The sequence below is a fragment of the Pseudoalteromonas sp. HM-SA03 genome (assembly GCF_002289345.1).
Classification (GTDB): domain Bacteria; phylum Pseudomonadota; class Gammaproteobacteria; order Enterobacterales; family Alteromonadaceae; genus Pseudoalteromonas.
On record NZ_NSDG01000101.1, the window covers coordinates 1 to 20,111 of the forward strand.

Annotated in this window: 20 protein-coding genes and 2 pseudogenes; 12 read left to right on the forward strand and 10 right to left on the reverse strand. The window is 43.3% G+C overall.

The window, feature by feature from the left end:
- Positions 1-195: pseudogene (locus CKO50_RS24285) on the forward strand (hypothetical protein); the annotation flags it as partial.
- 24 nt (positions 196-219) lie between these two features.
- Here CKO50_RS24285 and CKO50_RS24910 read toward each other — a convergent pair.
- Together CKO50_RS24910 and CKO50_RS24915 are read right to left on the reverse strand one after the other, a co-directional pair.
- Positions 220-1,479, reverse strand: a complete 1,260-nt coding sequence (locus CKO50_RS24910) for a hypothetical protein (RefSeq protein ID WP_255230516.1) — start codon at positions 1,477-1,479, stop codon at positions 220-222.
- A gap of 81 nt (positions 1,480-1,560) precedes the next feature.
- Positions 1,561-3,123: a hypothetical protein gene (locus CKO50_RS24915; RefSeq protein ID WP_255230518.1), complete on the reverse strand. Its 1,563-nt coding sequence runs from the start codon at positions 3,121-3,123 to the stop codon at positions 1,561-1,563.
- A gap of 371 nt (positions 3,124-3,494) precedes the next feature.
- Here CKO50_RS24915 and CKO50_RS19270 point away from each other — a divergent pair, with 371 nt between their 5' ends.
- Both CKO50_RS19270 and CKO50_RS19275 read left to right on the forward strand, forming a co-directional pair.
- The gene (locus CKO50_RS19270; RefSeq protein WP_095729470.1) at positions 3,495-4,325 is read left to right on the forward strand and encodes a polyphosphate kinase 2 family protein; all 831 of its coding nucleotides are present in this window, start codon (positions 3,495-3,497) and stop codon (positions 4,323-4,325) included.
- Between the two features lie 3 nt (positions 4,326-4,328).
- Positions 4,329-5,636, forward strand: coding sequence for a DUF2252 family protein (locus CKO50_RS19275; RefSeq protein ID WP_095729471.1), 1,308 nt, complete (start codon positions 4,329-4,331; stop codon positions 5,634-5,636).
- A gap of 2 nt (positions 5,637-5,638) precedes the next feature.
- Here the strand turns inward: CKO50_RS19275 and CKO50_RS19280 are convergent, their stop codons facing one another.
- Positions 5,639-6,592, reverse strand: coding sequence for a ribonuclease Z (locus CKO50_RS19280; RefSeq protein ID WP_217989663.1), 954 nt, complete (start codon positions 6,590-6,592; stop codon positions 5,639-5,641).
- 103 nt (positions 6,593-6,695) lie between these two features.
- Here CKO50_RS19280 and CKO50_RS19285 point away from each other — a divergent pair, with 103 nt between their 5' ends.
- From CKO50_RS19285 to CKO50_RS19310, 7 genes and pseudogenes are all read left to right on the forward strand, one after another.
- The gene (locus CKO50_RS19285; protein ID WP_255230521.1) at positions 6,696-7,235 is read left to right on the forward strand and encodes an isochorismatase family protein; all 540 of its coding nucleotides are present in this window, start codon (positions 6,696-6,698) and stop codon (positions 7,233-7,235) included.
- A 44-nt stretch (positions 7,236-7,279) separates the two neighbouring features.
- Entirely contained in the window at positions 7,280-7,543 is a 264-nt protein-coding gene (locus CKO50_RS19290) for a DUF3081 family protein (protein ID WP_095729474.1), read from the forward strand.
- The gene (locus CKO50_RS19295) at positions 7,536-7,865 is read left to right on the forward strand and encodes a hypothetical protein (RefSeq protein ID WP_095729475.1); all 330 of its coding nucleotides are present in this window, start codon (positions 7,536-7,538) and stop codon (positions 7,863-7,865) included. The genes CKO50_RS19290 and CKO50_RS19295 overlap by 8 nt, the downstream gene beginning before the upstream one ends.
- Complete coding sequence (locus CKO50_RS24920) at positions 7,858-8,343, forward strand: deoxyribodipyrimidine photo-lyase (RefSeq protein WP_255230524.1); 486 nt, start codon at positions 7,858-7,860, stop codon at positions 8,341-8,343. Before CKO50_RS19295 ends, CKO50_RS24920 begins: the two co-directional genes overlap by 8 nt.
- Positions 8,270-9,340 (forward strand): FAD-binding domain-containing protein, encoded by a 1,071-nt coding sequence (locus CKO50_RS19300; protein ID WP_255230526.1) that lies wholly within the window; start codon positions 8,270-8,272, stop codon positions 9,338-9,340. The genes CKO50_RS24920 and CKO50_RS19300 overlap by 74 nt, the downstream gene beginning before the upstream one ends.
- 124 nt (positions 9,341-9,464) lie before the next feature.
- Positions 9,465-11,058 (forward strand): annotated as a pseudogene (locus tag CKO50_RS19305) (AbgT family transporter).
- A 222-nt stretch (positions 11,059-11,280) separates the two neighbouring features.
- Positions 11,281-11,898 carry a glutathione S-transferase family protein gene (locus CKO50_RS19310; RefSeq protein ID WP_095729476.1) on the forward strand — a complete coding sequence of 206 codons (618 nt, stop codon included), beginning with the start codon at positions 11,281-11,283 and terminating at the stop codon, positions 11,896-11,898.
- Here CKO50_RS19310 and CKO50_RS19315 read toward each other — a convergent pair.
- From CKO50_RS19315 to CKO50_RS19325, 3 genes are all read right to left on the reverse strand, one after another.
- Positions 11,895-12,344, reverse strand: a complete 450-nt coding sequence (locus tag CKO50_RS19315; protein WP_095729477.1) for a DMT family transporter — start codon at positions 12,342-12,344, stop codon at positions 11,895-11,897. The genes CKO50_RS19310 and CKO50_RS19315 overlap by 4 nt on opposite strands.
- Positions 12,345-12,346: 2 nt before the next feature.
- Positions 12,347-12,982 carry a nitroreductase family protein gene (locus CKO50_RS19320; protein ID WP_095729492.1) on the reverse strand — a complete coding sequence of 212 codons (636 nt, stop codon included), beginning with the start codon at positions 12,980-12,982 and terminating at the stop codon, positions 12,347-12,349.
- 61 nt (positions 12,983-13,043) lie between these two features.
- Complete coding sequence (locus CKO50_RS19325) at positions 13,044-13,643, reverse strand: Crp/Fnr family transcriptional regulator (RefSeq protein ID WP_095729478.1); 600 nt, start codon at positions 13,641-13,643, stop codon at positions 13,044-13,046.
- Between the two features lie 53 nt (positions 13,644-13,696).
- On the opposite strand from CKO50_RS19325, the gene zapE reads away from it, so the two are divergent.
- Positions 13,697-14,779: a cell division protein ZapE gene (gene zapE / locus CKO50_RS19330; RefSeq protein ID WP_095729479.1), complete on the forward strand. Its 1,083-nt coding sequence runs from the start codon at positions 13,697-13,699 to the stop codon at positions 14,777-14,779.
- Positions 14,780-15,214: 435 nt separating this feature from the next.
- A complete protein-coding gene (locus tag CKO50_RS19335; RefSeq protein WP_095729480.1) occupies positions 15,215-15,646 on the forward strand; it encodes a nuclear transport factor 2 family protein in 432 nt (143 codons plus the stop codon).
- Between the two features lie 68 nt (positions 15,647-15,714).
- Here the strand turns inward: CKO50_RS19335 and CKO50_RS19340 are convergent, their stop codons facing one another.
- The 4 genes from CKO50_RS19340 to CKO50_RS19350 all read right to left on the reverse strand — a co-directional run bounded on the left by CKO50_RS19340 (position 15,715) and on the right by CKO50_RS19350 (position 19,985).
- Positions 15,715-16,911, reverse strand: coding sequence for an alpha/beta hydrolase-fold protein (locus tag CKO50_RS19340; protein WP_095729481.1), 1,197 nt, complete (start codon positions 16,909-16,911; stop codon positions 15,715-15,717).
- 263 nt (positions 16,912-17,174) lie between these two features.
- Entirely contained in the window at positions 17,175-17,972 is a 798-nt protein-coding gene (locus CKO50_RS24925; RefSeq protein ID WP_255230532.1) for a S41 family peptidase, read from the reverse strand.
- 16 nt (positions 17,973-17,988) lie between these two features.
- Complete coding sequence (locus CKO50_RS24930; protein ID WP_255230534.1) at positions 17,989-18,957, reverse strand: tetratricopeptide repeat protein; 969 nt, start codon at positions 18,955-18,957, stop codon at positions 17,989-17,991.
- Positions 18,958-19,088: 131 nt separating this feature from the next.
- On the reverse strand, positions 19,089-19,985 hold the full coding sequence (locus tag CKO50_RS19350) for an AraC family transcriptional regulator (RefSeq protein ID WP_095729493.1): 897 nt from the start codon (positions 19,983-19,985) through the stop codon (positions 19,089-19,091).
- Positions 19,986-20,111: the final 126 nt, after the last annotated feature.

The window sequence follows — 20,111 nt, forward strand, 5'->3', positions numbered from 1 at the left end:
TCCCCAGAACAGGATCCTAAAGGGCCAAAAGAAGGCACAAAAAAGGTCATGCGTGGCGGGATGTTTTTAGAGTCTCCCCGTGGCAGTAATGTATATACACGGCAAGAATCTGAGAAACTAAAAAAGGCATACAGGGCAACTGGATTTCGCTGCGTGCTCAATCAGTCTATGCCTTTAAATGAGCAACCAAAGTAGCTAACTTTGGTTGCTCATACGCTGTTATGCCAGTGCTACAAATGGACTGATATTAAGCATCGCGACAGCAACCGAACCGGAGCGAGCTCGGCTTGGTAGTTTGCGTCGCCATGCATCAAACTCTCGCTGCTGAGCACCTTCTAAAATACTATTAAGCTGAGATAAGCCCTCTTCTTGGCTACACTTAGTTCCTCCTTTACCCATATGCTGCAACACCTCGTCTAATTCCTCTGTGCAAAGTATATGCTTGAGTATGATAATAATCGTATTTTCACGCTGCTCATTTAAGCCCTGCCAGCTGTAGGTCTCTGAGTCGATAAGGCTAGCGAGGTTAGGGTTCGCTAATAAGTTTAGAAATGCCCCCTTGGACTCAGGTACCGTAAACTTCAACATTTCGGGTGCTTGTTCAACTCTTTGCATGATAGCCTTGGCTTGTTCATGAATTATTACTTTAGTTCGCCACCATTCATCTATGTCTTTAGCAGTTCCACCAACAAACTCAGTAATATCTTTACCTGTTGCTATATGCATGGCTACTGCTTTATAAAGCACGTTAAATGCCAATGGCTGTATAAACTCGAGATAATCATAATCATTATTTTTAAGCTGGTGATAAACAAATTGGGCAAGCGTGACGATTTCATCGACACCTATCTCACAGACTAACTCTCCGCCAGCACCTACGCCCCAGATAAGTCCCAATTTCGCGCGAAGTATAAACCTTCCGTCTTCATAACCAATAAAACACCCGGCATGTGCACCGGCGCCAAATGCGCCTTCTGCCTTTCCACCTAATTTAGCTAAATCACAAAAGCTAGATTTACCGGATTTTTCTGGGTTATCCCATTGCAAAGCACCTGTTAACTCACAGCCTGCGGATACCCCAGCAAATGCACTGAGCTCGCCTTTTACAGGTTCAAACTTGCGATCGGCGCGGCTAAGTGCTTTTACTTGTTCAGGGGTTAATCCCTCAAGCATCATTTTACCTTGCTTTACTGTACAGCCTATATTTGCCGCCGCTTGTAATTTAGCGCCTGCATAGCCAAAAAAGGCAATGGTCGCATTTAATCGGAGCGCGCCTAAGTTTATCTCACGCTCTTTGGTCGTATTTTTAAGCGGCATCATAAACTTAAATTCATACCCTTTGTTATTAGGGTAGTAACCACTTATTGCAGCTTTTGCTTCACCGACAGCAAAATCGACTTTGCCATCAGCTTGAAATGAAAAGACACCATCCTTTGGGCTAAAGTTTGCAGCAATGCCTGCACCATGGGTGTAGCGCATTAATCGCGCCTCTGCACTGGCATCAAAATAGTCGCTTTTTTCAAACCTTTTTATCTTTAGATCTTCATTTAGCTCCCTAGCTCATTCGCCCCATATGGTTGTATACGTGTCGACAAGCTTCTTATCATACTTAAAATTGACCTTTAGCTTGCTCAAATCATTTTTAAGCGCTTTGTTCAGTTTGCTACGGTCTAAGTTGCCATTCGCATCGCTAAAACGACGACCGTTTCGAATGTCCGTATCAATTTTATAGCGTCTAGTATGATTGGCGATTTTATCACTGCGCACATAGGTATACTTTCGGCCTTTAAAGCCAATGACTTCGGTAATTTTATTAGCGGTAGGGCCTGAAACAAGTGGTTTTAGGGTCTCGTTTAACGCCTTTTTTGCGTCAATTACTTTATCATCTTGCTTCGAGAGGTCTTGTTGTCCAGCCAGCGCTTGCTTTAGCTGCTCCATGGGAGGGTTAAGTACTTCCATTTCTTGCTCTAAAATATCGGCAAGTGACTGCGTGACCGCTATAAAGCTGTTATCTTCTGGAATATATATAAAATCAATAATTTCCAGTTGGTCTTCGGATTCTTCAACCGAAAAACTCACGGAGTGCGTCGCACCTCCGGCTTCAGCGGTTAATGTGTATTCCCCCGCCACAAGCGGTAGCGCCAACTCCCAATCATAACCTCTGTCTGGTATGTAGTTGCCATTCACTTGCTCCAATATGGCTGATTTTGAACCCGACGTTGGCCCTTTCCAGATTAGGTTAACGCTGTTGCTATTATAGAATTGTCCTTTAACTAGTACGTCAAAGCCGGTATTCACCCTGACTTTATCACCCGCTTTGGGAGGATTTTTTATAGTAAACTGAGGATGGTTGAAGCCATATATACGGCTTTCATTTGGTGTGCCAGTATACTGCTCGACAACACTCGCGGCAGTTTCTCCCGGTCCTAATACATGATTTGCAAAACGTCTTTTAGTGGCTTGGTTTTGCTCTAGTTTTACGATTTGCTTTGGATTAGGTTGACCAATAATAACAGATGGCGCAATAGTATCTATGGGTTGTGCTGTACTTTCTAGCTTAGTGGGTGTTTTTTGAATGCCAGCGTTACTCTTACCCATTGACGGGCGCGTTGTACCTGCTCCTTGGCTACTATTGAAGCCCACACCATCATTTTTTGAGTAATCGCTTGTAGCAGCATATTTAGCTGCGGCACCTAAATGTGCACCGTTTTGGCTTAACTCTCCCGCCCCACCCGAGAAGCCTTTACTGCCACCAGAACCGAACTGACCTTCCACTTTAGCCTCAAGCGCTGACTTTTTAATAAACGCAAAGATCTCCTTTATATTGCCTTGAGAAACCGTTTTGAGACGTTGTACTTGGTTATTTGAAATAACAAGTAGTTGTCTATCGTCATGGTGATGAAGTCCACCATGCCAGTAACGAGCTTCTTTTGGGTCAATACGAATATAGTCAGTGTGATGGGGGTTAAGTGCTTTAAGAATGATGTTGGGCACTTTAGCCATCGGCAATCTGGTTGGTTGTGCCGAATTTTTTACGTCTGAATCTGACTGAAAAAGTGAATCATCGAATGTACCTTGCTGTGCGTCTTGCGCAAGCGCAGGCCAGTTGTCAAAAGGCTTCATGCCAATCCTTCCTTGTTTATTCCGGTTGTTCCTCATCAATGCAATTTGCTACTCATCAATGAGCGCGAGATATTATTCGGGGTAGATTTTATACTGATGGAGTTAGTTATTCAATCAAGGAAGAATTTTGCTATTTACCTGTTCTAAATGATGAGAAATTTTTAACGCCGTTAGCGCCTGATTAGCTCCCTCAAATTAAGGAAGTTTAAGACAAAATGGTATGACATATCATTGTCAAAAACTCCCTGTAGAGTTTACTCTAGGTTACTCTAACACGCTCAAAAGTTAGTTGGTGCGATAATATTTTCGCGTTGAACAGCACTTTGATGGCAACAGGGCCAACTTAACCAAAGGCGATTAAAGGAGTTAGCATGACCAGTTATGTATCAGAAATAAAGGCGCTAAATCGCGGGCTAAGTGTTAAGCCTCCCATGACACATCCTGCTATTGATTCAAAAAAACACTACAAAAGCGAGTTAAAGTACTGGCAAACCCAACTATTACATGTGCAACAAGCCTATTTTCATCAAGGGAAGCGCGCTATTTTAGTGTTTGAAGGCTGGGATGCGGCTGGTAAAGGAGGCGCTATTCGCCGCATGACAGAAAAGCTCGATCCGCGCGGCGTTAAGGTCTACCCAATCGCAAAACCAACGCCTGAGGAACAAGGCCGGCATTACCTTTATCGGTTTCAAACAAAGCTACCTCCTCGGGGTACTATGACTATTTTTGACCGTTCATATTACGGCCGAGTGTTGGTAGAACGGGTTGAAGCATTTGCTAATGAGCAAGAGTGGCACCGCGCCTATCAAGAAATCAATGAATTTGAACGTCTGCTGACAGATGATAATGTCCGCATTGTTAAGCTATTTTTACACATTAGCGAAGACGAACAACTCAAGCGCTTTACAGAGCGTTTAAATAATCCGTATAAGCGTTGGAAACTAACGGAAGAAGATATTCGCAACCGCCAGAAGCGACAAGATTATGAGCAAGCAATTGATGATATGTTTGCTAAAACCGATACAAATTTAGCGGGATGGCATTTGATCCTCGCGGAACATAAATGGTATACCCGCGTACAAGTGATGAAAACCATTGTCGAAGCACTAAGCAAGGGGGTTGATATTAGTCCCCCACCTATCGATAAAGCCGTTGTAAAACTGGCAAAATCTCAATTGGGTATTGTTCAAAGGGAGGACTAATCCATGAATCGTCACGACTATCTTGCATCGTACTTTAATGAGCGTGAAGGTATCCATGCAAACAGTGAGTGCAGTAAATTTGACAAAATGAGACTCAGTCCATTTCGGTTCTTCCGTGGTAGTGCCGCGCTTATGTATAAGGACTTACTGGAGCAACAACTGCAGTTACCTGAAGCGGCCACCAGCCTGCCACTCACCTACGTAATGGGCGATTGTCATACGGGCAATTTTGGCTTTCATAGCGAAGAAGGCAGCCACGGCGATACCCTAATCTTTGAACCTAATGACTTCGATGATGCCTGCGTCGGACACGCTGTGTGGGACCTGTTTCGCTTTTTAGTGAGTTTACCGCTTACTCAACTAGAAGGCGGGCGTATTCAAGAGCAAGCTCAGGATATTAAAGACCGAAGTAAACCTTTGGTCAGTAAAGAGCTAGTTGCCCAAGCACAATTGGACTTTTTACACAGCTACCTAAAAGCCTGTCAGTTGTCGCTGGAGTATAAGGTCGATAGCAACACAGGCTTAACCGAATTTGATAATAATCATATACTGCATAAACGATGGCAAAAAGGGTTGCAAAGAATGGCGGGTGGCGCCGCGTTTACGATAAAAAGCACACTTGCTAAGGAAATCGACCTCAGTATTAAGCCGCTACGTTTTCGCGAAGACAAGCTGAAGTTTAAGCAACTTGATCCCGATTTAAAAGAAAACCTTATTCATCACTTTGCGCCCTACGTTGATGACGAAATTTTAGATTGTGTTGAGCGTATCGACCAAGGCACAGGCTCATTGCATCTAAGCAGATATTATTTGTTGGTTGGCCCAAACGTACAAAAGCCGACTAAAGATATTTTGCCGCTATGCCACATTGTGGAGGTAAAACAACAGCAACTCGCTTCGCCTCTTGCTTACTTTGCAAATTTAAGCCCAGTGAATCGCTTAGATCCCGCACACTTAACCGTCAACAGTCAAAGAAAAATGCAGCGCCGTACCGATCTCATTTTAGATAATGCACTGTGGCAAGGCAGCCATTGGCTGGTACGCTCGCGCCATCATGCTCGCGTTGGTATAGACCCAGAAGACATCACCATTGGTAAGCGTGCAGCGACTAAGTCGGGCTTTAGCCAATATGCAGAAGCTTGCGGTGAAGCACTTGCCCTTTCACATATGCGAGCAGATAGACGATCGTTACAATTTCAGGAGGATGCCGTCGCCATTTTACCTAGTCTCATCGATGAATTGGTCAAATCGGCCAGTCATTACAGCGAGCAAGTCGTAGCCGACTGGCGTTGGTTTTGCGAGCAATCCTAGAGCTAAGCAGTTGCGCACTCAACTTGCTTTTGCTTTGGAATGTCTACAATCAGACCATCCTCTGCGATGATGAGTGCATTGCTAAAGTGCAACTTGGCCTCTTCAATAAGAGGCTGCAGCATGCCCTCACCATGATAGCGCACGCTAAAGTGAGTGAGCGCGAGCATGGGTACTTGATGTAATTGTGCAAATTGAGCGATGCGCTTGGCATCGCTATGCCCTGTATGAAAGCCCACTTTATGAAGATCTGCAGCGGTAAAGGTAGCTTCATGAACAAGCAAATCGACCTCTTTTATCATCTGCGATAGCAAGCCGGGCTTTTCGTTATCACCACAAATTATTGCAACTCGAGGTTGCCAACTATAAAAACTGTAGTCATCTGAGATTAAAAGTCGGCCTTGGTATTCCACGTCTTGGCCCTTTTGCAACAGGTTGTAGTGGCCGCCAGACGCAATGCCATCTTGCTGAAGTTGGTCTATTTTTAACTTGCGAGGAATGCACTTTTCCGTGAGCTTATAGCCAACACTGGGCACTCTGTGTTGTAGCGCTATGGTTTCGATATCGCAACATTCAAGCGGTAGCTTATCGTTTATTTCTTCAAGGGCGATGGTGATTAGGTCAAAACTTAGCCTCACCTCTGTCAGTGTAAAACAGCTTTGCACAAACTGAATAACGGCCCTCGGCGCAATTAATTTTAGCGGCGCTTTGCGAGAGTTTAATGCCATGGATGAAATGAGTCCGGGTAATCCATAGCAATGATCCCCATGAAGGTGGGTAATACAAATCGCTTCGAGATGATATAGGGTTAACTCACTGTGCAGCAGCGCATGCTGGGTTGCTTCGGCGCAGTCAATTAGTACCCAGGCTTTGGTATTTTCAAAGCTTACTGCCGCTGCCGACATATTACGTTGTTTAGTTGGGCTACCTGAAGAAGTGCCAAGAAAATGTACTTTCACGCCAAAACCGTTTACTTTTTAAGTGGGTATACCATTGTAACGAATAAATAACGTATTAGCGAAGCGCGCGTGCTCGCTTTGCAACGTAATCTCTAAGGAGAAGATGATGAATTTGATACCTTCGGACAGCATGATCTTAGTGATCGATATTCAAGAAAAATTTCGTCCTCATATTGAGGTATTTGGCGATATCGAGTGCCAAGTAACCACCCTACTACAAGCTGCAAAACATTTGTCTGTTCCCGCACTGATTTTTGAGCAATATCCCAAAGGGCTTGGCCATACAGCACCGAGTTTACTTGAATTTAATCTCCCGGTTATCGAAAAAACTGCGTTTAGTGCTTACCACGTTGAATCTTGCAAGCAAGCTATTCAAGAATATAAACGCGACACCATCGTCGTGGTTGGCCTCGAAAGTCATATCTGTGTACAACAAACCGTCAATGACCTGCTTGCGGACAATTTCAACGTTGTGATAGTTGCCGATGGTATTTGCTCACGCAATCCAAAACACACTGATTGGGCGCTAATGCAAATGCAGGCAGATGGCGCACGCTTTTTGGCTTTAGAGTCTATTTTATTTCAGTGGCTAAAATCGGCCAAGAATGAGCAGTTTAAGGCAATTTCAGCGTTAGTTAAGTGATCGGCTAGCACAGTGAAAGCGTATTCCAAGTATCGAAGTGAACAATGAAAAATGAATTAGATAGCAAGTTCTTGTTAACGGTGTTCGAGCATATTCAAAAGCACGGTGAAGTAACCGAGGAAGGCAAACGCTATGAGGGCATAGTGGCCTATTCAGATCCTGATGGTTACACCATATACCTGCAAGGCAGTGGTGTGTTGCTGCGCTCTGGATTTCATAATACTTACCACTTGGACTATGAACAGGATAAACACAAAGACGATTTTGTTAAGAAGCTAGACTACATTTTTAAAGAGGCGAATGAGTAGCTTATATCCAAATACCAACCGAGGACGTCGCGTTAGACGTCCCCGCCCCGAAAGCAAACAAACCCGAGCATACCTAAACAAGGTAGTCGAAGCGCTTAGGGAAAACCCAGATAAACTCAAAATAATCAAACAGAACTGCGATGAATTTCGCCAACAACGCTTTTTAAAACGTGGCTTTTTGCTCGCCATTGAACGCTTTGATTGGGTGTTTGCAGTGGACGATGATGTAGAGCGAATATGCCAGCAGATCCTCGCCGACGACTACATCGGCAAACGCCTACGCCGTTACCCTTTATTGTTTAAGGGGGTGTTAGATGATTAATCTCGTTTGGCTCAAACGTGATTTAAGAGTGTTCGACCATAAACCACTTTACGAAGCGTGTAATAATGGCAGACCAACCCTGATATTGTATGTTGTTGAGCCCGAATATTGGCAACTCCCCGATACCAGCGAAAGACAATTTCAATTTGTAAAAGAGTCGCTGCTAAACCTTGCTGAGCAGCTGCAGCTTTTAGGTGGCACGCTGACGATTCGCCAGGGCGATATCATTGAAATACTTGAAAAGATCCATCAACACATCGCGATCGCAACCCTTTATTGTCATCAAGAAACGGGGAATACATGGACATTTGAGCGCGATTTGCGTGTTATTGCCTGGTGCAAAAAAAGATACGTATCGTATGAAGAATATCGCCAACAAGCCGTATTCAGGGGAAAAGTGAATCGTGATAAGTGGCAACAGCAAGCCGAAGACTGGCTGCAAAGCGACNGACTGTCTACCAACGCCTTCAAAAATTAATCCTCTGCTGCAACAGCATAGTGGTATTGCACTTTTAAATGATTACCCTGGGAATGACAGCAACTCAGCGCTAAAGCCACAATTAGGTGGACTCAAAGCCGCGCAGCAAACCTTGTATAGCTTTTTTAATCATAGGATAGACAACTATTTATTTGGTATCTCAAGCCCGGTAAAAGCTGTAAACAGTAGCTCCAGACTCAGTCCGTATTTGGCCTATGGCGTGCTAAGCCTCAGGGATGTTTTACAACAAACTCTTGCATTAAATGTTGATTCAAAACGCAATAAGAGCGGTTTTTTATCACGGCTCTACTGGCATAGCCATTTTGTGCAAAAGCTAGAATCAGAGCCGCTTTATGCAGAGCGTGCTGTGCATGCATCCTTAATTGATATGCGTGCGAGTGAATTTAATCCGCAACGCTTTGAACTTTGGGCTCACGGTAACACGGGCGTCCCCTTTATTGACGCCTGTATGCGAATGCTGATCACCACAGGTTGGATAAACTTTCGCATGCGCGCCATGTTGATGGCGTTTTCAAGCTATCACTTATGGCTTGATTGGCAGAGGCCAGCCGCAAGACTTGCCGCTCTGTTTGTCGATTATGAGCCTGGGATCCACTATCCTCAGGTACAAATGCAGTCAGGCACTACTGGGATAAATCCGTTTCGTATCTATAACCCCATAACTCAGGGACAAAAATATGATCCTGAAGGCCAATTCATTCGCCGCTACATTCCTGAGCTTGATCATGTTCCTACACATTACTTGCATACACCTTGGCTTTATACTGGTTTAAAAGAAGACCAATATCAGCGCCCTGCCATATTACCCGATGACGCAGCAAAAATTGCCCGTGAAAAAATCTCTACGTTTTATAAACAGCACCTAGATAAAGACGAAACAGGCAGAGTGCGTCACACTCACGCTTCAAGACGTCGTTCAAGTCGTGAATGCAAAAAACAAGCAAGTCCTGATAAAAATCAGCTTAAGCTATTCTAACTGATTTGTTTTTGCACAACGCCCCACCTTTCAACCCAGAAAGAGGACAAATAGCCGCTTAAACATGACCTCATGTAAAAAAAATGCTAAGGTTGCGCCATTTTTTGGAACTGAGAATTTAGCTATGTCAAATGCTGTAGAGACGCAAGCTGATAGTCAGGACCAACAGGGGCAAAAAGGGGGATTATTTAATCGCTTCTTGGCAACTGTTGAGTTCTTAGGGAATATGCTTCCCCACCCTATTACTTTGTTTGCAATGTTTTGTATCGCCATCGTGGTATTCAGTGGTATTGCCGATTGGATGGGGTTATCTGCCATCGATCCTCGCCCAGAAGGCTCCGCTGGTCGCGACCCCGACGGTGTCATTGAAGTCGTAAGCTTGATGAGTGCTGAGGGTCTGCAACGCATTGTGACAGGTCTTGTAACTAACTTTACTGGCTTTGCACCACTTGGCACTGTACTTGTTGCATTACTAGGGGTTAGTGTTGCAGAACACTCAGGCATGCTATCTGCTGCAATGCGCGGCATGGTAATGGGTGCATCAAAACGCTTGGTTACGTTCATGGTTGTGTTTGCTGCTATCTTGTCTAACACCGCATCAGAACTTGGCTATGTAGTGTTGATTCCACTTGCCGCAATGATTTTCCATAGCCTTGGTAGACATCCACTTGCCGGTTTAGCCGCCGCATTTGCTGGCGTATCTGGTGGCTACAGCGCAAACCTATTGCTTGGCACAATCGATCCACTACTAGCGGGNCGCGGCGCAGATGATTGACCCTAATTATCAGGTGGGTCCTGAAGCGAACTGGTACTTTATGATGATTTCAGTATTCCTAATCGCTATAGTGGGAACCTTAGTCACCGAGAAAATCGTAGAGCCACGTTTAGGGAAATACGACTCTAAAGAAGCCAGCGTTGATTTAAGTGAAAATAATATCGAGAAACTTTCTGAAAAAGAAAAATCAGGCCTCAAATGGGCGGGCGTATCACTACTCGTAGTAAGCATTCTACTTGCCTTAACCATAGTGCCTGAAGATGGCATTTTACGTCATCCGGTAACAGGCGAAGTGGCAGGTTCACCATTTTTAAAAGGGATCGTGGTATTTATCTTCGTAACCTTTGCTATCCCGGGTTTTGTGTACGGCCGTGTGGTTGGCACCATGAAAAATGACCGCGATATTATTGATGCAATGAGTAAAAGCATGAGCTCTATGGGTATGTATATCGTGTTGGTATTCTTTGCCGCCCAGTTTGTTGCATTTTTTAAATGGACGAACTTAGGTACTATTCTTGCGATAAATGGCGCAGCATTGTTACAGGCGCTAAACCTAACCGGCCCAGAAGTATTTGTACTGTTTATATTCATGTGTGCACTAGTTAACCTAAGCCTTGGCTCATCATCAGCTCAATGGGCTGTCACGGCACCGATATTCGTTCCAATGCTTATGCTTATAGGCTATGCGCCAGAAACCATTCAAGCAGCGTACCGTATTGGAGATTCAGTTACTAACCTTATCACTCCCATGATGAGCTACTTTGGTTTGATATTAGCGGTTGCGACGAAATACAAAAAAGACATGGGTATAGGTACATTAGTAGCCACTATGTTGCCGTACAGCATGTTCTTCTTTATAGGTTGGGTAGCACTATTCTACGTGTGGGTATTTGGCTTTGGCCTACCAGTTGGACCTAACTCTCCTATCTACTACAATCCGTAGCTAATACTTTAAAATTATCTAAATGCCAGCATTTGCTGGCATTTTTATTTGTGAAAACCTCAACCCTCACCTAAGGTTGAATAGGAGACAGCGAAGAAGGAGCCGATTTTGGATACCAATAACCTTGCAATTATTACATTGGTATTAAACTAACTTCACGTGATCACTGTTATTTTATGCCCTGTTCCTGAGTGATACACGTGACCTAACATTAGGTGAATTATGTATACACTCTTTTACTATCCACAAAGTGCGAGCCTTGCGCCTCATATTTTATTAGAGCTCATTGGTGAGCCTTATCAACTTGAATTGGTGGATATCAAAAAAAATGCCAACCGCAGTGCACAATACTTAAAACTAAGCCCTGCCGGACAAGTACCAGCCCTCGTTGACGACGACTTTACCTTATTTGAAAGCGCTGCAATTTCTCAGTATCTTGCTGAAAAGCACACTGACAAGCAGCTTATCCCAACTGAGCTAAAACTAAAATCACAGTGCCTGCAATGGATGCATTTTATGAGCGCTTCTATTCACAGCGACTTATTGATGTACACCTACCCCGAACGACACACCCAAAGTGCTTTGATGTATGACGACCTTATTCGCTCGCAGCAAGGTCGACTAGAAGAAGGATTTGGAATTATTGATACCTTACTTGCAGACAATCATTACCTGTTTGCAAATCAATTTACGCTGTGCGACAGCTATTTATTTATGCTTTGTGAGCGTGCGAAGACATTTTTAGAAAAAACGCCTTCGCTTAAGAATTTGCGCCGTTATTATCGCCAAATTGCGGCAACACCAGCTATTAGCAAAGCCTTAGAAATGGCCGAGCTTTAGCCTGAACGATTAACGTTAATAAGTACTATACCGGTCAGCACAGCAATCACGCCCACGACTTTTTGTAGGTTAATAGGCGTATAAGGGACGCCAAAGAGACTAAGCTGACCGATCACCATAGCTACCACCATTTGACCACACAAGTAATAAGCCATTAAATTACCTATACCCATTTTAGGAATTAAAAAATAACAGAGTCCCACCCCAGTTGCACTTAGCACCCCACCTAAACACCACAAGTACCAAGGCACGGCTTTTAGCTCTGAGGCTGCTGGCAGCACGTTATCAGATACCCGAAAGGCAATAAAGGCATAGAATGCGCTGACGGTAAACGCCACTCCAGCTGCCAATATCGGACTTTTTAATAAACCGCCAAGCTGTGCATTCATGCTTGCTTGCACCGCGATTGCCCCCCCTGCAAAAACAGCTAATATGGCAAAAATCATCGTCACACCTCAATATGTAGCAAGTCTCTCGATTTCCTTACTTTGCTTGTATTCGCGTTCACATCCGTACTGTCACGAATGCCAATCGGCGCAATTAATACCGTGCGTAAGTTTAAGGATGAGAGACCCAGTACGTCATCGTAGGCAACCTTATCGATACCGGTCATTGGGCAAACATCAATTTCCATACTGGCGGCTACCAGCAGTAATGTACCGAGGGCCAAGTGAGCCTGCTCAGAACACCAGCTATATTGAGACGCACAGTCCATGGTGTGTAGCGCGTCTTTCATACCCGATTCCATCTGCGCATAGATAAGCTCATCAAGGTTTCGATTCGCCTTAAAGTCTTGAATGTAGCGCTCTATTTGGCTATCAATAGGTGACATATCGGCAGCAAAAACTAATAGATGACTATTATCAAGCACCTTTTGTTGCCCATACGAATGCGGTAGCAATGCTTTTTTTATCGATTGCTTGGATATTTGAATAATCTTGTAAGGCTGTAAGCCAAATGCTGAAGCACTCAACCCCGTCAGTTCAATTAACTTATCTACTTTGTCCTGAGCAATGGTTTGCTCAGAAAATTTGCGGACGGCGTAACGCCAATTTAATAATGATTCTAATTGTGATGTATTCATAAGTTGCTCTCCATTATGTGTTGAGACAACTTTAACAAGGTGAAAAGCTTGGCTCATTTACCTATGTAAACGAGCCAGAGTTTTTTAACGATTTTCTTATTCGACTTAACTGCGTAGGAGTGATCCCAAGGTGTGACGCTAAATGGTATTGTGGTACACGCTCAGCAAGTTCTGGCTGCTCTTTTAAAAATGAGAGATAACGCTCCGTGGCATCTAACTGCACCATATAAAGTTCTCGCTTATCCTTTTCTAACAACCAGTTCTTCTCAAGATACAATATTTGAAACCGCATTAATTCCGGATTATCCATAAGCAGTGTTCTAAACTGTTTAAAATTGATTAGGACAACCTGTGATGTTTCAAGCGCTTGGATCCCTTGATTGGCAGGCTCTTGGCGATGTAGCGCATGCATAACACCAGGAAACTCCCCCGCTACAAAAAAGCGTTTGTTGTATTCCTGCCCAGCAGCATTGGTGTTTACTAATCTAACTAACCCTTGATGTAAAAATGCAAAAGTTGTTAGGTATTCACCCTCTTGGTATAGCCACTCATCTTTAGCGAGTACTTTAGTACTCGTTATCTCAGCCATGGCAGACCAGGTTTCTTTCGAAATTTCATAATAAGCTTCTATAGCTTGTTTTAATTTTATTAGTGCATCCATGAGTTCTAGCTTTATGATACTATTCGGATTAACTATTCCTATTTGCAGTGTCTATGTCAATCTCTAGCCATTACCAAGCACAAATCAAATGTGGAAATCTTACTCCTGATGCAGCGCAGCAAGCTGCAATTTCAGCTTTAGATGCCCTTTCTCGTTCACTCGCTAGTGGTCACTCGAATAAAGGCATCTATTTTTATGGCCCTGTCGGGCGTGGCAAGACAATGCTGATGGATTGGTTTTATGAATTCACTGACGTCACAGACAAAACTCGCCTACACTTTCATCACTTTATGCAACAGGTGCATAAAGAACTCAATCAAATACAAGGTGTGAGAGATCCTTTAAAGCGGATCGCCCAAAATTGGGCAGAGCACACTTCTGTGCTGTGCTTTGACGAGTTTTTTGTCACCGATATCGGCGATGCCATCATTATGGCGAGATTGTTTGAAGCCCTTTTTGAAGCTGGCGTGACCTTAGTTGCAACCTCTAATTGTCACCCAACCGAGTTATACAAAGATGGATTACATAGAGACCGCTTTGAGCCAACGATAGCACTGCTTATAAGTCACTGCGATGTCATACCTGTATGTGGTGAGACAGATCATCGATTTAGCAAAGGTACAACGGCAAACCACTACTTCGTCAACGATAAACAAGCATTTTGGGACGCCTTTACTAATGCAGGTGGCATATTCAAACCGGGCGTCCTGGAGATTAATCATCGTCTGATTAACGTGCTTGGCGCAAATGAAAGCGTCGTATGTTTTGATTTTATGGAGATCTGCTCAAGCCCTCGCGCTACCAATGACTATATTGAGCTTGCAGAGCAATTTAGTTGTATTTTTATTTCTGAGTTACCGCTACTCGGTGTTACTCCAGAAAATAAAGATGTAGCACAAGGGACTGAGGAAGGCTATATCCGCCCAAATAACTCAATGCAACCTAGGATTGGCGACGATGAGGCCAGACGACTGATTGCGCTTATCGATGAGTGTTACGAAGCCAAAGTACCGGTTGTTTTTTTGGCAGATGGGCCCATAGCGCAAATCTACCAAGGTGAGCAACTGGCATTTGCGTTCGCTCGCTGTATTAGTCGAGTGACAGAAATGCAAAGTTGGACTCTTAGCGCCTGCTGAGCTTACAATTTTTGTCATTGTATAAATTACAACCGAGTGCTAACCTGTTGCAAATAATAATAAAAAAGATACTTTCATGAAAAATACCGCACTCATTGCTCTTTTTCTCATTCCCTTCACTAACAACAGAAACACTGTGCGACAACACGTGCATGCAAACTCAAACACAGAATTATCTCGACAGTCTTGCTAAGGTTTTTATTAAAGGTTCAATAGTCGAAGATATCAACGCGCTACTGTCTCAATGACATGACAACGAAAAATATGAACACGAAGAATATGATGCAGACTTCAATAAAACTAAATTGCGTAAAGCATTCATCAAACAATTACTCATTGGTTAAAAACGGCATGGCCATTTTCTAAACTTGCATTTCCCGGTCGAAACATTGCATTCAATACAGAGTAAAAAACAATAAATTAAGGAAAATTATAATGAAAGTTCGATATGCACTGCTGCCACTCATGCTGGTTTCAAGTCTTTGCTCCGCAGATACACTGAGCGACAAGGTCAACGCTTACTTCGACGCACAAAAAGCCGTTGAACACCAATATTCAAAAGAGTCTGATGTTACCCACCTACTTACGCTTTTAACGCCAGACGCCTCATTCGAGCACCCTCGCTTTAATGCCGTATTATCAAAAGAAGAATACAAAAAAGGCCTACTCAACGATCTAGGCCAATACAGAAAATGCGATATCGAAGTCACAAACATCATTGAAGGCCTTAATGCGGTGACCGTTGAGTATCTACATCCTTGCGTTGATCAGCAAGGTAACACGGATGAAAAAGAAAATAAGCAAAAGCTTATGACACTGTTTGAGTTTAGCGGCGAAAAAATAAAGCGTATTCGCCACTATTTTTAAGTGGCAATAAATACCCAACAAATAGACCACATCGATCACCTAAGTGGTCTATTTACGCATTTTGATTATCACTCACCTAGTAATTTAGTTAGCCGCTCTTTACGAGCAACAAAGACATCGTAGCCACCATCACCCTTTGATGACAATGCCAGCGCTTTGTTTACTTGCTCTAAAGATGCTTGGTATTGTTTGTCGGTTTCATAGCCATATGCTAAGCCGTTGTAGGCATCTGCATTATTTGGATAGCGTGAAACGCCAAACTTAAACAACTTAATTGCTTCTTTCACGTTACCCATACTTACGTGGTAATAGCCAAGCTCTCTGATCACTGCTTCCTGTGGCTCAAAAACCTCGCCATATTGAGCAGACAGTTGTTGATAATACTTAGTAATAGAGCTCAATTCACCGGTATACGCACGAGCAGGCATTCGAGTTGGCAAAAACAGCTTTTGATACGCGCTAAACATACCTGCTGCAGACACAAGTCCATGAGGAACATTGTCGTAGGACTCACTGAAAAAGCGCAAATCATGTGGTTGATTTGCTGCTAGAAAGCGCGCCATATCGTCGTATCTTTCGCGCATCACGCCGCCTTCCTCACCAATTGTGATATATAGAAAGTTATTTAGCTGCTTCGTTTTGGAAATAAACGCTTTGGTACTCTTTGCTGTCGCGCCAAAGTTCCACCATACCGCTGGGCTATAAGCAATATGCGCTTGAAATAGCTCAGGCTTTGCCTGCAAAGCATAAAGCGCAAAAGTACCCGCTGCAGATGCACCGGCAATGACTTTAAAATCATGAGTGCGGTAGGTCTGGTTCACATAAGGAATAAGCTCAGTCTCGATAAACTCTAAAAACTTGGGTGCTCCTCCACCAATATCCATAGGTCCTGCAGGCTCTTTATTCTTAGTTGGATAGAGATCTCTTAACCTGTCTGTATTTTCGATTGCAACAATAATAACTTCAGGTGCCGCAGAAACGTTTGCTCCGTGCAAACGCTCGAGTACTGCGGTCATCAACGGAAGGTTGCCTTTACCATCAAGGCGATAAATCACAGGGTATTTTTTATTGGGGTTGGTGTGATAGCTTTTGGGTAGTTGAATTGTAAAAGTTCTCTTTTCATCAAGCACTTTTGACATCAAGGTTTTTGTTTGTTGCTCATATTCTTGTTTTGTCTTTTCTTCGGACTCCGCCATCGCAGCTCCCGAAAAGAAAGCCGCTAACGTCACAGCAAACAAGCACTGAACTACCTTACCAATTCTCATTATTATTATTCCATTTAGTTGATTTCACTAACAAAGCTAGCATAATGGTTCAGGAATTGATAGCACCCCATGTCCCTCTTTTTGCTAGCTTACTTTTAAGATAGTCACCGCATGCACTTAAACGGAGAAATACAGCAAAGCGGCAATCACAAAGAAAACAACCCTCTCAAAAACACCGGCAACAACAACGTTGCCGGAATTATCATTTATGCCACTTCCATTTTATGATTTTACCTAAAAAATGCGCTCAACTAACGCGCGGCTTACTTAACTAAACCATCGACGTTTTTATCCAATACACTATAAATGGCTTTCATAGCCGGATCGACACCATTGAAGTAGCTTGCAGAGTCCGGCAATACCGGCATATGTGGTGCAATCCAAATACGGTGGTCTTCTGCGCGAGAAGTTTGGTGAAACTGCGACGAAACGAGTCCAAACACCCCACTGAACGGTAAACGGAACCTTCCAGCTTCACCAATATGATTTGGCCGAGAGCCACTTGGTTCTCCAACCAAGATTGCATTGGTAAAGCTATCAATATTGGTTAAGAGGTTTTGCGCTGCTGAGAAGGTATTACGTCCCATCACTACAAATAACTTGCCTTCTGGCTTTGCCGCTTCAAAATAAATAAGTGCCTTTAGCAATGGTGGTAATATGGATCCATTGCCACCACTGTTGTGTCGTAAGTCCAGCACCAAGTGGTTTACTTCACCGTCTTTTATTGTCTCAATCAACTCCGCACTAAATTGCGCTAACGACTGCGCTTTCATCTGTGCAACGGCATTAAATTGTACGTACAAAACTCCATTGCTTTTATCCACTTCGTACCAATAAGGTTTAGTGACGTTTTGCAGGTATTGTGGGGTTTTTTGATGATTATCCGGCAAAGTCGGAAAGCCGCGAAACTCAAATGTTCGACCACTAAGGCGAATGGTCTTTTGCGCGCTCTGCGCATTTTCTACCGTGATAGACACTTCATTTGACGCATCGCTCAACTCTAGTCCAGCGAGTACTTCGGGCATGGCGAGATAATAAGGCGCAAGCCAAAGCTGCTGCATTTCATTATCTCGCGGATTAATCTCGGCANGCCATTGCTTCTGCGGCTGGTGTTTGCCCAAAAGCTGTGACTTTATAGCCGATTAAATCACTAAACTCAGCTTCGGCGTCAACAATATACAGACCATCGCTAAAGGCATAAAACTGCACTGGCAAACGAGTGAAATTCCCTTTTTCTCCGAAGGTCGGCACGAGAAAGTTATGTCCGTTATCAAGCGTGCCTATCATTCGCATCATACCAAAAACAATTTGCTGATCAGTTAACTTGGGAATATCTGAGCGCAAATTATTTGCCAACGTAATTAAATCCGGGTTGTTACTTGCTTGCTCGTTAACATGCAAACGCTTAATTTCTGAGAACAAGAAATCTAAATCTGCATTCCACTGCTGATCCCGAGTGAGCGAAGTGTCTTTATAGTTACCTGTAAGACGCTGAAATTGCATATTATCTTTGATGGAGTCGAAAACGCCTTTATTTGCTAAGCTACTGCGTTCGTCGTACCGCGCTGACAAAGACTTACTCAGCCACTGATTAGCTTCATCCACTTTACCTAGTGCAGCATACGCGCCTGCAATCTTTATCATAATGTCATTTGAGGGGCGCGAACCGGTAGGAATATTGGTTAGGTTTACACCCAGTGACAACGTCCTTTTCAGCGCAATGATAGCTTGCTCATAATGCGCTAATTGTATTTGCGTTAATCCCAATAGATACCAAGTGTCTCCGTCATCTTGATACGACTTAGTAAGCTTTTGCAGTTGTGGTAACGCCTGCTGCCAATTTTTGCTACGTACCAACGCTAGTGCGTTTATCCGTGTATTTAGATAATCCACTGGGGATTTAACATTTAGTTGCTGTGCAACATGCACTTGTTCGCTCGTTGATGTCAGCACCCGAATAGGTTCAGCCTTTGCAGGCTGCGCGATAAACAAACTACTAAAAGTCAGGTAAGTGGCCACATGAGTGAGAAAACTTGAATACATCATCTTTATCCTTGTTATCGATTTAACTCCAGATTACCTATAACGACTTTATATAGCGTGCAATATCAGGATTTTGTACTTCTAGGACTTTTAAAAAACACTCAGAATTAAGCATAAGCAATTGTTTAATATACTTATATTAATTTTGAAAATTGACTCGGAGTGTAACCCGTTTGCTTTTTAAAAACACTGTTAAACGAGGATTTTGAGTTAAACCCAGCATTCATTGCGAGCGCTAACAAGTTGGGCGTTATTTGCTTTTCGCACTGTAGTTGCTGTTTTACCTCATCGACCCGCAGGCTATTGATATACTCATTAAAGTTGTAACCACCACAAGTATTGATGGCCCAAGAGATATCCTTTACCCCAAGTCCAATAACCTCAGCAACGTCGTGAATAGTCAGGCGTGGCTGGCGATATAAATAGTGCTGCATAATCGTGTTATGAATTGCATTGAATATCTCGGTTGGATCTTCTGGCTGTTTATCCACCTTATTGAACGTTATTTCTTGGGCTTGGGTTATAGAATCTTCGAGGTGTGGTTGATTGTGTACTTTGACAACTAGGTAAAGATTAATTGCAAGTAACCAAACTAAGTCAATAAAATACCAGAGTGCTTTAGTGCTGATGTCGTTGTATGTTTGCATATTGAGTCTAACCAAATCCACCAGAGCAAAGATCACAAACATGACAACCGTTGTTCTGATCCACTGTAAATCGCGCGTATTGACGTCCGCTCTGATCTCCGCGGATGCTCGCTGGTAAAGACCAACAAGTTGCACCGTAAAAGCAAAATAAATCAACTGACTGACAGTGCCAAACACAATCACAAGCTGGGTGTATTCAGTAAATGGAAGCGCCAGCAAAACAGGTAAGAAATGGACTAATCTTCGCTCTTGCTTATCCCGATTAGCATGCAGTAGATTTTTAAACAGAAAATAGACTAAAGGCCCAGTAGCTAGGGTAAATACAGGCGTGATAAGTAAATAGCTTCTAACCCCTAACGCTTCTTCAGCGAAGTTGGTTGTCATCAGCACACATTGAAATAACAAATAGATTACGAGCATTCTTGCGCGTGGTTGATTGGCAAAAATTAACATTGCGAGGAGATAAGCCCCAACAGAGACGAGTTGGATTAGATTAACTGGAACAATGTG